The 14,152-nt window shown below is 43.8% G+C and carries 13 protein-coding genes and 1 pseudogene; 6 read left to right on the forward strand and 8 right to left on the reverse strand.

What is annotated here, in order from left to right; translation table 11 throughout:
- Together AB3112_RS03725 and AB3112_RS03730 are read left to right on the forward strand one after the other, a co-directional pair.
- Positions 1-1,089 (forward strand): amidase domain-containing protein (locus AB3112_RS03725; RefSeq protein ID WP_367333971.1); only part of this gene is annotated, 1,089 nt, incomplete at its 5' end.
- A gap of 383 nt (positions 1,090-1,472) precedes the next feature.
- Positions 1,473-1,634 (forward strand): annotated as a pseudogene (locus AB3112_RS03730) (aldo/keto reductase); the annotation flags it as partial.
- Between the two features lie 1,470 nt (positions 1,635-3,104).
- Here the strand turns inward: AB3112_RS03730 and AB3112_RS03735 are convergent.
- Entirely contained in the window at positions 3,105-3,926 is an 822-nt protein-coding gene (locus AB3112_RS03735; protein ID WP_057910731.1) for a ZIP family metal transporter, read from the reverse strand.
- A 182-nt stretch (positions 3,927-4,108) separates the two neighbouring features.
- Here AB3112_RS03735 and AB3112_RS03740 point away from each other — a divergent pair, with 182 nt between their 5' ends.
- The 3 genes from AB3112_RS03740 (at position 4,109) to AB3112_RS03750 (ending at position 7,230) form a co-directional block, all read left to right on the forward strand.
- Complete coding sequence (locus tag AB3112_RS03740) at positions 4,109-4,768, forward strand: histidine phosphatase family protein (RefSeq protein WP_057910730.1); 660 nt, start codon at positions 4,109-4,111, stop codon at positions 4,766-4,768.
- 159 nt (positions 4,769-4,927) lie between these two features.
- Complete coding sequence (locus AB3112_RS03745) at positions 4,928-6,553, forward strand: ABC-F family ATP-binding cassette domain-containing protein (RefSeq protein WP_084974199.1); 1,626 nt, start codon at positions 4,928-4,930, stop codon at positions 6,551-6,553.
- 266 nt (positions 6,554-6,819) lie between these two features.
- Positions 6,820-7,230, forward strand: coding sequence for a hypothetical protein (locus AB3112_RS03750; RefSeq protein ID WP_084974201.1), 411 nt, complete (start codon positions 6,820-6,822; stop codon positions 7,228-7,230).
- 63 nt (positions 7,231-7,293) lie between these two features.
- Here the strand turns inward: AB3112_RS03750 and gap are convergent, their stop codons facing one another.
- The 4 genes from gap to AB3112_RS03770 all read right to left on the reverse strand — a co-directional run bounded on the left by gap (position 7,294) and on the right by AB3112_RS03770 (position 11,241).
- Complete coding sequence (gene gap / locus AB3112_RS03755; RefSeq protein WP_057910727.1) at positions 7,294-8,313, reverse strand: type I glyceraldehyde-3-phosphate dehydrogenase; 1,020 nt, start codon at positions 8,311-8,313, stop codon at positions 7,294-7,296.
- 228 nt (positions 8,314-8,541) lie between these two features.
- Positions 8,542-9,957 (reverse strand): MFS transporter, encoded by a 1,416-nt coding sequence (locus AB3112_RS03760; RefSeq protein WP_367333972.1) that lies wholly within the window; start codon positions 9,955-9,957, stop codon positions 8,542-8,544.
- A 158-nt stretch (positions 9,958-10,115) separates the two neighbouring features.
- Positions 10,116-10,979: a DegV family protein gene (locus AB3112_RS03765; RefSeq protein ID WP_084974206.1), complete on the reverse strand. Its 864-nt coding sequence runs from the start codon at positions 10,977-10,979 to the stop codon at positions 10,116-10,118.
- Between the two features lie 121 nt (positions 10,980-11,100).
- A complete protein-coding gene (locus AB3112_RS03770) occupies positions 11,101-11,241 on the reverse strand; it encodes a DUF5776 domain-containing protein (RefSeq protein ID WP_265171085.1) in 141 nt (46 codons plus the stop codon).
- 56 nt (positions 11,242-11,297) lie between these two features.
- On the opposite strand from AB3112_RS03770, the gene AB3112_RS03775 reads away from it, so the two are divergent.
- Positions 11,298-12,056 (forward strand): exodeoxyribonuclease III, encoded by a 759-nt coding sequence (locus AB3112_RS03775; protein WP_367333973.1) that lies wholly within the window; start codon positions 11,298-11,300, stop codon positions 12,054-12,056.
- A gap of 61 nt (positions 12,057-12,117) precedes the next feature.
- Here AB3112_RS03775 and AB3112_RS03780 read toward each other — a convergent pair whose 3' ends face one another.
- The 3 genes from AB3112_RS03780 to AB3112_RS03790 all read right to left on the reverse strand — a co-directional run.
- Positions 12,118-12,546 carry a hypothetical protein gene (locus AB3112_RS03780; protein WP_084974209.1) on the reverse strand — a complete coding sequence of 143 codons (429 nt, stop codon included), beginning with the start codon at positions 12,544-12,546 and terminating at the stop codon, positions 12,118-12,120.
- Between the two features lie 53 nt (positions 12,547-12,599).
- A complete protein-coding gene (locus AB3112_RS03785) occupies positions 12,600-13,418 on the reverse strand; it encodes a hypothetical protein (protein WP_084998308.1) in 819 nt (272 codons plus the stop codon).
- A gap of 13 nt (positions 13,419-13,431) precedes the next feature.
- Positions 13,432-14,152: hypothetical protein (locus tag AB3112_RS03790; RefSeq protein WP_367333974.1), on the reverse strand; the 721-nt coding region annotated here is incomplete at its 5' end.

Raw genomic sequence — 14,152 nt, forward strand, 5'->3', positions numbered from 1 at the left:
AACAATGTCACTAACAGCCAGAATCAAACCAATGATGACAACAACGACAATGACAACGGTAATGACGATAACAATAATAACAATAGTGGCGGCGGGGGCTACATTCCTGGTGGAAACACCGGTGGGGGTGGCGTCAACAACAATGGAAGCGGCGGAATTTTTACTGGTGGAGCAACTGCTGGTGCTAACAGTGAAAATGGTAACACGTCAGCAACAGTTGCCACAAATATCAATAATCCTAATTTGCCTTCCTCCAAGCCTTCTAATACAACTACCAGCTCCACCACAAATATAACGAAGCAGGGTAGTCAGAGCCCGGTTGAACAATTGAATGACAAATCAGGACAGTCATCTGAGCCAAATATTTCCACATCCCCAAAAAGCGGGGTAGCTAGGCCAAATGAACATAATCAGACTAAATTAGTTAGATCGACTAAGGTAACGCAACCCGGCCGATTTAATCCCGAAAGTCGTACAAAAGCAAGACCTTATAAGACGACTTGGAAGAGAAGACAAAGACTTGATAAGGGGCAGCGCCGTGAAGTTGGGTATATGAAAGCTTATTACAAATATTACAGCGCTCAGTATCCAGATTTCCATTATGCAGGCGGCGGGGATTGTACCAATTGGAGTTCTCAACTTGCTCATATTGGGAGATATAAAAAGACCTCACGCGGCAAGGAAACTTATCATATTGTTCATGGATATCGGTGCCGGAATCCTAAAAAATGGTATGCTGGTGTTTATCGGAAAAAGGGCCAGCTAATAAAGCATAAGGCGTATTCAACAAGTTGGACGACTGTTGGTGGATTTTGGCATTATTTTGCTCATGTTAAGAAGCGCCCACACTTCGTTACACACTCTTTAAGAAGAGTCATGGCTCATGTGAGAGTCGGAGATGTTGTTCAATTTTTTGGACGAACTAGTGAGAAGCATAACTCGTGGTTTCACACTGTCACAATTTCAAAAGTAACAAAGCACATGGTTTATTATACCTCTCACGATAGGAATGCATTGTTTAAACCTTTGGTGAAGGCGAGAACTAGTGCTATGATTAGTAAGTATCGAGTCATAAGAATGGGGATCTAAATGATGAGTTTAAGTTTTAAACAACTGAGAAAGAGAATAAAAATGATTACTTCAATAATCGTTCTGACTGTCTTAACTTCTATGATTCTTTTATCTATTTCGCCGGAAAATACGGTTAGGATGACAATATTTTTATCTGGGCATCCCAGTTATGCTATTAATTGTAATCCAATTCATGATCCCGGACTAAGCACGGCAATGGATGCAAATATCTACACAATTCAAGATAAATATGGATATAACCGGTTTGGAATGAAACATGTAGTGCTGTTTGAAGTTCATACTCTCTTGATATTCCATACGGCTACAGCTACGTATCGATACTTTTGATGCTACCTAATACTTCCCTACTTGAACGAAAGAGAATTTTAACGAGGTGATTCGCTTTCAAGTCGGTAGAATGGATTAAGCAGAACGCCGATATCTATGACTTTGAGCTGAGTGCGGATGAGATGAAACTGGTCGATGGGTTGAACCGAAATACCCGGATCAGCCAAGAACCTGAAATGGTGTATGAGATTGGGCATCAGTATCCACATCATTAATATGTAACAAAATAAGACTTGGTCGATGAAATTCTATCATTTTCATCAACTAAGTTTTTTTATTTATTTTTTTGGAATTCACTGATAAATTGCATATTATGGAAAGAAATTATTTGTTTAAATTCAACATGTCGTTATGCATCGAGGAAGGCTGTTGCAATAATTTTTCAGAGTGCTATGACCGAATTTGGTAGGTTTAAAGTATTAAGAATGGGGATTTAATTATGAAAAGTTCAAAAAAAACATTTATTATATATAATCTCAGGAGAGGTTTCATTAGCGCTCTCGCAGTCATGTTTACGTGCATACTTCTGCTCTCCATTTCGTCTAAAAATACAGTTGGAATGACAATTGCACTACTTGGTCACCCAAGAACGGCACTACAGACAAAGCCGGTTCATAGCAATGAGGCAAGTTCTGCCTTGAAGGCAAATATTTATACAATTCCTATGAAAGATTCATTCAGTGGGGTGGGGATAAGCCATATTTCATTGTTTGAAGTTCATTCCATTCTAATTTTCCACATTGCGATACCAACGTATGATCATTTGGCATAGCATCCTTATGCTCTAAGCGACATCGGATTCACTAATTCCGAATCGATCGTTGCTGATACCTAACATTCAATTGCTATGTCCTACAATTTAACCTCAATTCAATATTTTGTGGCAACATGTTCGTTTGATGTTATGTAATAAGAATGGAAATCTAAAGAAGAGCACGAAAGTGAAGAACGTAACGAGGATATTCAAAACGATTATTCTGGGCATCTGCACCATGGCTTGACGGCATGATCTTAGGGCTAAGTAAAGCTATGGATACAAACATATACACAATCCAAGACAAGCATGGTAAAACCGTCTTGAAATGAGGCATGTGGTTCTATTTAAGATTCATAACATATTGGTTTTCCATATGGCAACAGCAACTTGTCGATATTTCTAAGTTGGATTAGATTGATGGCTTGACCCTGATCAACCAAACGCCTGAATTGATATATAAAATCTAAAATGTTCCACTTGAATAATGATTGGAAACTGGAAACAAATTCATACGCGAGGAGAATTAATCCTATTGAAATTCAGGGAATCCACAAATCACATTTTCAAACAGTTTAGCACTTATAAAGCAACTGCTGATCGTGGCAGTTGTTGGTCATTTGATATTTTTCTTGTACTGTTTTTTTAGTGTTTCTGTAAACACTATTCTTTCATTATTGGAGTAGTGCCTTGGCCTTGCATTCACGTTTGGGCTGATTTGACTATTTCGACCAGGAAGCCGAATTAATAAGAAAATTTTAGATTACTTTAATAGGACTAATAAGTAATTACCCAATTTTCGACGGTACTGTTTCCTATGTTTGTCATGCTGATCATCTGGCAGTTACAGCTGGTGCGATAACTATATGGAATAAATCAAGATAAGCCTCATTGGAAGCAAATCTGGCATCCTACTTTTCTTATGATCATTTTAACCCAGTGCCACATCCAGCACCATCATCAACGTGAACCCTGCCATAATCCCAAAGATTGCCCAGTGAGACTCTTCCTTGGTTCGGGCGTGGGCTTCCGGGATGAGTTCCTTACATGCAACGTAGATCATCGCACCGGCCGCAAATGAGAGCGCATAGGGTAACAGAGAGTTAACCGAAGCGACCAACAGTGCGCCTAAAACACCGGCAATTGGCTCAACGGCACCACTCGCCTGGCCGTACATAAATGACCGAAATCGACTCATGCCACCTTGACGCAAGGGGATCGAGACGGCTGCCCCTTCTGGAAAGTTTTGCAGGCCAATGCCGATCGCAACCGTGGTGGCCGCCAGTAGCATTGCCGCCTGTTCACCATTTGGTGCGGCTCCGATGGCCCCAAACGCAACACCGACCGCCAATCCTTCAGGAATATTGTGCAATGTAATCGAGAAGACCAACAGGATCGCCCGTTTGACGGCTGCTCGGGAACCGCCCTCGGTTTTTGCATGTTTCAAATAAATACTGGGAATAATTTTGTCGGCCAGATATAGGAAAAAGCCGCCACCCACGAAGCCGATACCCACGACCAGCCAAGGGATGCGGTCCTGTTGTTCAGCCAAATTAATCGCCGGATCCAGCAGTGACCAAAACGACGCGGCAATCATCACGCCGGCAGCGAACCCGTACATCAAAGCCAGTGCATGGCTGCGGATGGTTTTGAAGGCAAATACCAGTGCGGATCCCAGGGCAGTGACGCCCCAAGTGAAAAGAGTCGCGAATAGGGCCTGCTGCCAGGGTGAAAAGTTTAATAAGTAGTCCATATATACCTCGCTTTATGTCTAAAGTTCAGCTCCTAACATAAGTATAACAAGAAATGATTTGTAAAAGCTACTTGGGTGTAATGGACGCATCTTATAATCAAAGAGACTTTTAATGTCAAATCATACCCGATCAGCTATACTAAAGGTATGTAAAACAAATTTTTGAGAAATGGGATGATTTTGTGACAAAGGTTACGGCTTACTTGGTTCGACATGGGCAAACATACTTGAATATGTATAACAAAGTTCAGGGATGGATTGATTCCCCGTTAACTGAAAAGGGGATTCAAGATGCTAAGAGTGCCGGTAAACGACTTTCCAAGATTAATTTTGCGGCGTCGTTTACAAGTGACTCTGGTCGGGCAATTGACACCGGAAAGCTGATTTTACGGGCTAATCCGCATAACATGAACATTGTAAGTTATCAATATCCCGAATTACGAGAACAGTTTCACGGTTATTTTGAGGGTAACGACTTAAACCAAATGTGGCAGTTTGTCGGCGCTCAAGTTCAAGAAACAACCGAAAAAGAAGTGTTGACCAACTTTGGTTTGGAGCGGGCGCGAGACTTAATTCATCGTGCCGATTTGTACAACAATGCCGAAAATAACGCCATGTTTTGGGAACGGTTGGATCATGGCTTCGATAAGATTCGCGAGAATACCCACGATGGTGAAGATATCTTAATTGTGTCACACGGAATGACCATTCGTTCCATCGTTGACCGTTACGCACCAAAGTTAGACCTTGGCGTTGCAACGCAAAACGGAAGTGTTACCAAGCTGATTATTACCGATGACGATATCCAAGTTGAATACTTCAACAATCTCGGCGAGGTCTAGTTGTTTATCGTTGGTTAATATGATATATTTGTAGGACGTGTATTGGTCAGGACGATTGTTGCCCTGACCATTGTTTTTGATTTTGACGTTATATAGCTGAAACGTGTTTCGAGGCAACTCATACTGCCCGTCACACTCTATCATATGAGGTATTGATTAATGATTACAATTCAAAACATGGGACTTCAACTCTCAGGTAAAAAACTTTATGAAGACGTGAATTTAAAGTTCACGCCAGGTAACTGTTATGGCGTTATTGGCGCAAACGGTGCCGGCAAGTCAACTTTCCTTAAATTATTACGAGGGGACTTGGCACCAACGACTGGCGAAATTCACGTTGATAAGAATGAACGAATTTCCAGCCTAAGTCAGGACCATTATGGCTTCGAAGAGCAGACGGTTATGCAGACCGTCATCCAGGGCTACAAGCACTTGGCTGACGTCATGGAAGAAAAGGATGCCCTTTACGCCAAGGCTGACTTTTCCGATGAAGATGGGATTAAGGCCGCCAACTTGGAGGCCGAATTTGCTGAAATGGACGGCTGGAACGCCGAAGCAGACGCTTCACAGTTGTTGCAGTCGCTGGAAATCCCAGAAGAACTGCACCAACAGTTGATGAGTGAATTAACGGAAGGCCAGAAAGTTAAAGTCCTGTTGGCACGGGCCTTATTTGGTGAACCCGACATCTTACTTTTAGATGAGCCGACTAACGGACTGGATGTTTATTCGATTGAATGGCTGGAAAACTTCTTAGCCGACTATCCAAAGATTACGATTATCGTGTCTCATGACCGCCATTTCTTGAACCAGACTTGTACGATGATGTGTGACGTCGACTTTGGTGAGATCCGGATGTACGTTGGAAACTACGACTTTTGGCTGCAATCCAGTCAATTGGCTGCTAAGATGCGGGCTGATTCCAACGCTAAGAAGGAAGACAAAATCAAGGAACTCCAAGCATTCGTTGCCCGATTTAGTGCAAATGCGTCCAAATCAAAACAGGCGACCTCTCGAAAGAAGCAGTTGGAAAAAATTTCACTGGATGACATTAAGCCTTCTTCACGGAAGTATCCGTTTATCAAGTTTGAAGAAAACCGGCCGCTGGGAAACGACTTATTGCGCGTTGACAACCTATCAAAATCAATTGATGGTGTTAAAATTTTAGATAACGTTACTTTTACGTTGCGTCCTGGTGACAAGACCGCTTTGGTCAGTCGAAATGACTTGGCAACGACCACTTTAATGCAGATTTTAGCCGGTGTCTTGGAACCGGATTCCGGTGAAATTAAGTGGGGACAAACAGTAGAGATGTCCTCATTGATGAAGGATTTTGCCTCGGAATTTAACAACAACGATCTACGGATTATCGATTGGCTGAGACAATTTGCCGAAAAGGGCAGTGACGACGATGCCTTTCTCCGCGGTTTTCTTGGCAGAATGTTATTCTCTGGCGATGACGTCAATAAAGAAGTCAAAGTGCTATCCGGGGGCGAAAAAGTTCGGTGTGTCCTCTCAAAGATGATGCTGCAGAAGGGAAATACCTTACTGTTGGATGATCCAACCAATCATCTAGATTTGGAATCGATCACGGCTTTGAACGAAGCTTTGGTTGGCTTCCCCGGATCGATTATCTTCACTTCCCATGATCATGAGTTCATCCAGACGATTGCCAACCACATCATCGAAGTATCGAACAACGGCATTATCGACAAGGCCGATACAACTTACGATGAGTTCATTAACCATCCTGACGTACAGAAAAAATTAAGCGATATGTATGATTAGTTACCATTTGACGCCTTCTTCGAGGAAACTCGAAGAGGGCTATTTTATTGAGGCGAGTCAGGTTGACGTGAAGCGTGATTCTAAAAATGATGTAGCGAAAAATCGATGACTAAATACGTTTTCAGCGGGACTTAATTTTGAATATTTTTCAATTTGTCAAATTTAAAGAACTTTTTTAAGCTAATTCAATACACAAAATTCTGAACCAATATATAATCATAGTAAGAACAGTTAAGTCACTCATTGCATTGTAGGGGGAAATATATTTGGTACAGGAGTTAGGCACGAAGGACTTGGGGACCTACGAGTACGTTTCACGGGTATACAACGAAAACATTCAACTTCCCGATTATAAGTTACCTAGAAGCGTTGAAGATGGCTCGCAAGTCTTATTCAACACAGATGTAATCAAGTTGACGATGGAAATTGAAGACCAGCGTGTTCAAAAAATTACGATTGAGACGCCAAAGCCTCAATCGTTAGAGTACATGCGGGTGTTCGAGGGTTTTGAGTTCGGGATGGAAGCCCTTGGTAATTGGATTAACACATATAACCGTTCAACCGTCATGCATATCAAAACAGGTGACGTGGTCAACGGCATCCTGGCTTGCTACGACACTAATAAAGATAATTTCTTGACGGTGAGTTTAACGCGAGCGGATGAATCTAAAAAATAAGCGTCAAAAAAATTGTCATCATTGATCGAATCCGATCATGATGACAATTTTTTTGATGTTAATTTAGTTTAAGCCGGAAACTTCTGCAAACTTCTTAGCTGTACGAACCATGTTGGAAACAAAACCATATTCGTTATCGAACCAGGTTGCGGTCTTAACAACTTGGAAGTCACCATTTGAAGTTACTTCGGTAAGGGTTGGGTCATAGACTGCCCCGTGAGTATCGCCGATGATATCTGAAGACACAATTTCATCTTCATTCCAGCCAAATGCCGGGTTGTCTTTGGTATGCGGCTTGATGGCGTCATTAACCTGATCGGCGGTTACCTTTGTCTTAAGGACGGAAACCAATTCACAAACAGATCCGTCAACAACAGCCACCCGTTGTGCGTGGCCTTGAAGGTGACCTTCAAGTTCTGGAATAACCAAGCCGATTGCTTTGGCAGCACCAGTTGAATGAGGAATGGTGTTGGCAGAGGCAGTTCGGTTTGGACGGAATTTCTTACCTTTAGGGCCGTCAAGAATCATTTGTGAGCTGGTAAATGCGTGAATGGCAGTCATTGTCCCAACTTCGAGGCCAAATTCCTTGTTCAGGAAGTAAGCCATTGGGGCCAGTGCATTGGTCGTGCAGGAGCCAGCGGAAATGATTTGGTCGTCTGAATCCAAGGTGTCGTCGTTAACGTTAAACACAATGGTCTTCATCGGACCAGCTGGAGCCGAGATCAAGACTTTCTTAACGCCGGCGTCCAAATGGGCTTGGGACTTTTCCTTTGAGGTGTAAAAGCCGGTACATTCGAGGACTAAATCGACACCGTTTTCTTTAACCCATGGGATGTTACTTGCATCTTTTTCTGCATAAACACGGTAATTTTTGCCGTCTACTACTAATGAATCATCAGTTGATGAAATTTCGTAAGGCAGCGTGCCGTGAGTTGAGTCGTATTTGAATAGATAAGCCAGCATTGAAGGACTGGTCAAATCATTAATGGCAACTACTTCTAAATCAGGGTCGTTAATTTCTAAAATGCGACGTAAAATTAAGCGACCAATTCTACCAAAACCGTTGATTCCAATCTTTACCATAAGTTAAATCCCCCTTATAATCCTGGGTGACAGTCAGCGTGATGATTACCTTGTGCACAATCTTTTGTGATAATCAAAGACAGTGTAGCCGGATTTTGGGGGAATTTCAATCAAAGCGACTTGAAATGTCCCATAATGAAACTCCGCATTGAGACATCGATTTTGGAACTCAAAGTAACAAAAAGCGCCTCCGCAAATTGGCTGCAGGGACGCTTAAATAAGTTAAATCTAATCCGATTCTTCGATATTGAGTTTCGTGCGTTTCTGCAGCCTGAAGTTCATAATCGCCGCAATCAACGCTGTCGCACTCAGTAACGTTGCCAGCAAAAAGTCGTAGCGACCACCCACAAATGAACGGGCGGCCAGACTGCCAGTCCCGTTATTTTGGCTGATGGCCATCACTGCAGCCATGATCCCAACGCCAATGGATCCGGCAAATTGTTGCAGCATGCTGAATAGTGAGTTAACGTCCGCCGTGTACTTCCGCGGCACGTTTAACATCGCGTTGGAAATGGTGTTTGAAAAGCCCATGTTGAAACCAAAGCGGAGGAATGTGTAAATCAATAGGACGATCCAGGCGGTCAAGACGGCTTGGATGCCGAAGAATAAAAAGCCGCCCAAGGTCATCGAGCTAAGGCCCAGAATGATCGGAAATGCGTACCCCTTGCTGTCGGCGAGGTGGCCGGCATATGGGGAAATAGCTGCACCGACCAGCGATCCTGGCAGCAGCACTAAGCCTGCGATGAAGGGTGAGCTGTGCAAAACATATTGGCAATAGACGGGGATCAGAAATGACACGCCAATGTTGACGAATTGAAGGGCGAAATAGGTGAATGCCGACAGCGAAGTCGACAGCCATTTCAAAATCCGGATATCCAACAGCTGTGTTTTGCCGTGGGTGTCAGAGTAGATGAAGACAGCCAGACTGATAAGGCCGATGATAAATGGGATCACAACTTGGCCACTCAGTAGTGAATATTTGCCGGCCTTGCTGACGCCGAAGACGAAGGAGAACAGGGTGGCTGCTAAGAAGATCAGACTGATAACGTCAAAGCCACCGGTTCCAACCGGATCAATACGTATGTAGCGGGAGCCTAAGTACCAGCTGATCACAATAATCGGCAGGATTAACCAGAAGATCATCCGCCAAGACATTGTCGACGAAATTGTGCCACCATAGGTCGGTCCAAGGGCTGGTGCCAAGGAGATGACCATCCCAGCTAATCCGGTCATGGAACCAATTCGCCCAGCCGGAATTTTATTAAAGATAATGTGGAACATCAGTGGCGTTGACAGCCCAGTGGCAATCGCTTGAATCAAGCGTCCACTCATTAAAATCGTAAAAGTGGGTGCTGTCGCGCACATGACGTCGCCGACCACAAAGGCAATCGCCGCCAGTAGATTAATAGTTTGTGATTTGAATTTCTTAAGTAAGTAGGCAGTGGTTGCCATGATAATGGTCACCATTAACAGGTAGCCGGTCGTGATCCACTGGACGGTGTCCAAAGTGACGTTGAACACTTTGGTCAGTTCGGGAAAGGTCACGTTCATTGAGGTTTCGGTCAAAATCCCGGTGAAGGATAGCAGGGCGGCTGCTAACAAGGCAAGAAGCGTTTGGGTGCTGATTTTTTCGGTGTTTTTCATGGTGTCATCTCTTTCTGATTAGTTGATGTCAATAATTGCAGAAAATTGGATCTGATAATGCGTGGTGGTGCTTATTTTCGAAAACTGTGGAAACAGTCGATCACACTAATTTCACGGCAATAAAAAAGCGAGTGGCAATTCACTCACTTTGTTTCAAGTTACTTGCTTAAAGTTTCCCAATCGATGTCCCAGACCACGCCCATTGCTTTTTCACCGGTATGAACGGTAATCGCTGGGCTGATTGGGTAGGTGCTAATCTTGGCTTCTGGGAAGTGTTCATGAAACGCTTCGACCCACGATTTGCTGAGAACTGGGTTATTGGCGTCAACGACGGAGATGCGCATTGGTAAATCAAAATCAGCTTTGGCGATCTCGTCGACGATGTGTTGAAGCGCCTGTTTCATTGTGCGCTCCTTGGCTTCAGGAACGATCTTGCCTTCCTCATCAAATGTCAGGATTGGCTTAATCTTTAACATGTTGCCGAAAAATGCGGAAGTATTGGAAATCCGGCCGGTTCGTTTTAGATGATCCAAGCTGTCAACGACTAACGAAACGTTAATGGTGTCTCTGAGTTGCTCGAGCTTGGGGATGATCGTGTCGGCGTTGGCACCATTCAGCGCCATTTGACCGGCTAATAAGCAAAGATCGGCTTCACCGGCACTGGCGATTTTTGAATCGAACGGGTAGACCTTGATATTGGTGACATTACGGGAGTAAGCGACCAGGTTTTCATAGAAGGTCGTAATCCCGGATGACAAATTGACACAAATGGCTTCATCGTAACCCTTGGCACTTAACTGATCAAAGGCTTCCTGCATCTGGCCCATCGTGACTTGGGCGGTGGTTGGCAGTTTTTCATTCTCGGCTAATTTTTTCAAGAATTCCTGTGAGGTAATATCAACGCCGTCACGGAATTGTTCGTTGCCAAAGATGACGGTAATCGGTAAAACGGTAATGTTATATTTAGCAGCGACTTCAGGATCAAGATAACTGGCACTGTCGGTAATTACGGCTGTTTTCATTTCGAATATCCTCTTTTCGGGGTTGTAAATGTATTTTAACCCTTATCTTGGGTGAAAACAAAGATTGTCTGCAAAAAAATAAGCCCCGGCGAGTGGCCGGGACTTGTTTTAAACTTGTAAATTAGTAGTTTCCTTGAATGACCAATTTCTTATTGGCAGTGATGTACGTGCCATTGCTTAATTGGTAACGGGTGGTTAAGTTATGCTTGACAAAGCGCTTAACGGTGATGTGGGTGCCTTTCTTGAAGGTCTTCGGATATATCGGACAAACCGTTTTACGTTATAATTAACCCAACAAACCAAAAAGGACGGGATCACATGAAATTCATTTCCTGGAACGTTAATGGACTCCGGGCAGTTGTGAAGCATGATTTTGCTGAGACGTTTAATCAATTAGATGCTGATTCTTTCTGTATTCAAGAGACTAAAATGCAGGAAGGCCAGCTGGAACTTGAATTGCCGGGCTATCATCAATACTTCAGTTACGCAGAGCGGAAGGGATATTCTGGGACCGCAATTTTCACTAAGCACGAGCCTTTGAACGTCATGTATGGCATTCAAAGCGAAGAATTCGACCATGAGGGACGGGCGATTACACTTGAATATCCTGATTTTTATTTAGTAACCAGTTACGTCCCCAACTCTGGCGCGGGCTTGAAACGACTGGACTTTCGAATGGGATGGGACACCGCTTTTCAAGCCTATTTGAGCAAATTAGACGCAGACAAGCCGGTCATTTTGTGCGGGGATCTGAACGTGGCCCACAAGGAAATTGATTTGAAGAACCCGCAGTCCAATCACCATAACGCTGGCTTTACTGACGAAGAACGTCAGTCGTTCACGAAGTTCTTACAAGCAGGATTCATGGACACTTTCCGGCACTTTTATCCGGATCAAACCGATATTTACTCTTGGTGGAGCTATCGATTCCATTCCCGCGATCGCAACGCAGGGTGGCGGATTGATTACTTTGTGACCAGTGAGAGATTGGCGGACAAAATTACTGACTCAAAGATTTTGACCGATATATTCGGGTCGGATCATTGTCCGGTAGAGTTGGATACAAAAGCCATTTAACGACAAAAGCACCGCAACTGATTTGAGTTGCGGTGCTTTTGAGGAGTGATGATACTTTTGTTTATTTCAAATAACTCTCCGGCGAACTCATTTTCTGATAATCACCAGGAGATAGGCGATAATAAACAGTTTTCAGAATTGGAATATTGGTCATCTTGATGTTGCGCGTGTTGCTGTATACGTACAAGTTGATGTTTACGTCGTGTGCTTTTTGATGGAGGACATAGCGGTATTTGACTTCCGGCTTTTGTGGCATCACGATCTTGGCCGCATTTGTATCGCTTTTGCTGGTCAAATTGCTGACGAGTGAGATTTTATTCTTGTTAGTCGTATATAAAATCTTGGAGTTTCCACTATCGTACACTGTTAGCGAATCCCTTTTGGAACTTGTTTTAGGCGCACAGGCGGTGAGGGAGATGATCGTCACGACACCTAGGAGGAGTAACCAATATTTTTTGATTGGTGGATATTTCAAGCTGACTAAATTCATCGTATTACCCCATTTCGATTCTAAACATCCTCGATTATGATTGGGTAGCTATATTATGGATAAATCGTCTGGCTGGGAACGTAGAATTTCTTGCCGCCAACGTAGTAGCGAATCGAAATTCGCACGCTGTCATCGTAATTCTTGTTTTGACCAGGATTAATCGTGGCCAAGTGTTGAGTCGTCTTTCTAACTTTTAGACGGTAGCGATTATTCCCCTTTTTGTGAACGTGGGCCATTGTTAGTCCGCTGACCTTTGTCTTGGTGTAGAGGTAAGAAGCCTTGCCCTTCTGGACAAACTTCTGCACTTTCGCATAGGAGCGCGGTTGGGGCATTTTGTGGACCCAGTAATCATAGCCGGTAAAATATTCCAGGTAGCCATCATCGGTTACGCGAAAACAGTTTTCAATTTTGAACTGTTGCTTGAGTGGGAAGGCTTTGTCCCCTTGCCAGACAAGTCCGCCGATTTCGCCGGTATAGGGCTGCTTGTAGTAGGTTTGATAGGTTGGCGCGTGAACCTTCTTGAATTTGGCCTTACTTGCTGAAATGGCGCTGGTAGTGGTGACGTTATATGTCGACTTAATAACGGCTTTTCGAACCGGCCAACTCAGCTCATTGACGTCAACAGAAATGTATGGTGTGTGGGATTTGCTGGTCTTGCCTAAGCTGCCGGACTTAAAAACCGTTCCCTTTGGAATCGTAATTTTAACGCTTTTATGACCACTGAGCGTGGTGTTGATCGTCTGCTTGGTGCTGAGGTATTGATTTTTGGAAAAATTGGACAAGTAGCTGCTGGCATGTGTGGGAGAAGCAAAGCCGATTAACGAAACCGCGGCAACCACAAAGCTCAGGCAAAATTTTAATTTTGAAGTCATGTGCTGGTCCCCCTTATTTAAATGTTGTCACGCTGTTATTTTCGTACCATTCTTGTTTACCAACCTTAAAAATCCAATTTGTCAGGATTTTTTTGACGTTGGTTGAGTTGGGAACAACCGTCACGGTTCCGACTTCCGCATTGGTGATGGTGAGTTGATAGTTGCCCCGGGATTTTTTGGTAAATGGCAGTTGCTTGATGCGTGATTTGAACGTCAAGATGGTCTTGCCGCTGGCCAGTGGTTGGCTGGTACTTTGAACTTTGAGGCTCGCCGTGGGCTTGGGTGACACTTTGTAGACAAATGGGGAATTGCTGTAGTATTCCAAGTAACCGTTTGTCGTCACTTGAAGCCTTGGTGCGGTGGCTGTGGTGTAATCCACTGGCAGGCGGGTGCCTTTCCACAGATTTCCGGTTTCCGTTCTGGTTTTGCCCTGTGATTGTTTACCGTCCGATTGAGCAGCGAAATAACCGAGGTAAGCTGGTTTATGAACCTGTTTAAAATTGTAGCCCTTGGCGCGAATCCAATATGAATAAGCGGTTGGTTTCTTCGTTGAAAGAAGCGGCTTGCGCAGGCTGTAGCTCAATCGGCCGAGATGGAGATCAACGTATTTATTACCATGGGCGTGCTTGATGCCGGCAACTTGGACGACCGTTCCCTTGGGAATCGTCAGCTTGACTTGCTTTTGACTGTTATATGTAGAAATGTTGCGTTGTGTTTTTAAAAAGCTGTTTTTG

The organism is Lentilactobacillus sp. (genome assembly GCF_040773105.1).
Taxonomy (GTDB): Bacteria; Bacillota; Bacilli; order Lactobacillales; family Lactobacillaceae; genus Lentilactobacillus; species Lentilactobacillus parabuchneri.

What these genes read in the sequence shown, in the direction of transcription:
- AB3112_RS03735 (WP_057910731.1), bottom strand. Translation starts at nt 3,926, where the DNA reads ATGGACTACTTATTAAACTTTTCACCCTGGCAGCAGGCCCTATTCGCG.
- AB3112_RS03745 (WP_084974199.1), top strand. Translation starts at nt 4,928, where the DNA reads ATGATTACAATTCAAAACATGGGACTTCAACTCTCAGGTAAAAAACTT.
- gap (WP_057910727.1), bottom strand. Translation starts at nt 8,313, where the DNA reads ATGGTAAAGATTGGAATCAACGGTTTTGGTAGAATTGGTCGCTTAATT.
- AB3112_RS03760 (WP_367333972.1), bottom strand. Translation starts at nt 9,957, where the DNA reads ATGAAAAACACCGAAAAAATCAGCACCCAAACGCTTCTTGCCTTGTTA.
- AB3112_RS03765 (WP_084974206.1), bottom strand. Translation starts at nt 10,979, where the DNA reads ATGAAAACAGCCGTAATTACCGACAGTGCCAGTTATCTTGATCCTGAA.
- AB3112_RS03775 (WP_367333973.1), top strand. Translation starts at nt 11,298, where the DNA reads ATGAAATTCATTTCCTGGAACGTTAATGGACTCCGGGCAGTTGTGAAG.
- AB3112_RS03780 (WP_084974209.1), bottom strand. Translation starts at nt 12,546, where the DNA reads ATGAATTTAGTCAGCTTGAAATATCCACCAATCAAAAAATATTGGTTA.
- AB3112_RS03785 (WP_084998308.1), bottom strand. Translation starts at nt 13,418, where the DNA reads ATGACTTCAAAATTAAAATTTTGCCTGAGCTTTGTGGTTGCCGCGGTT.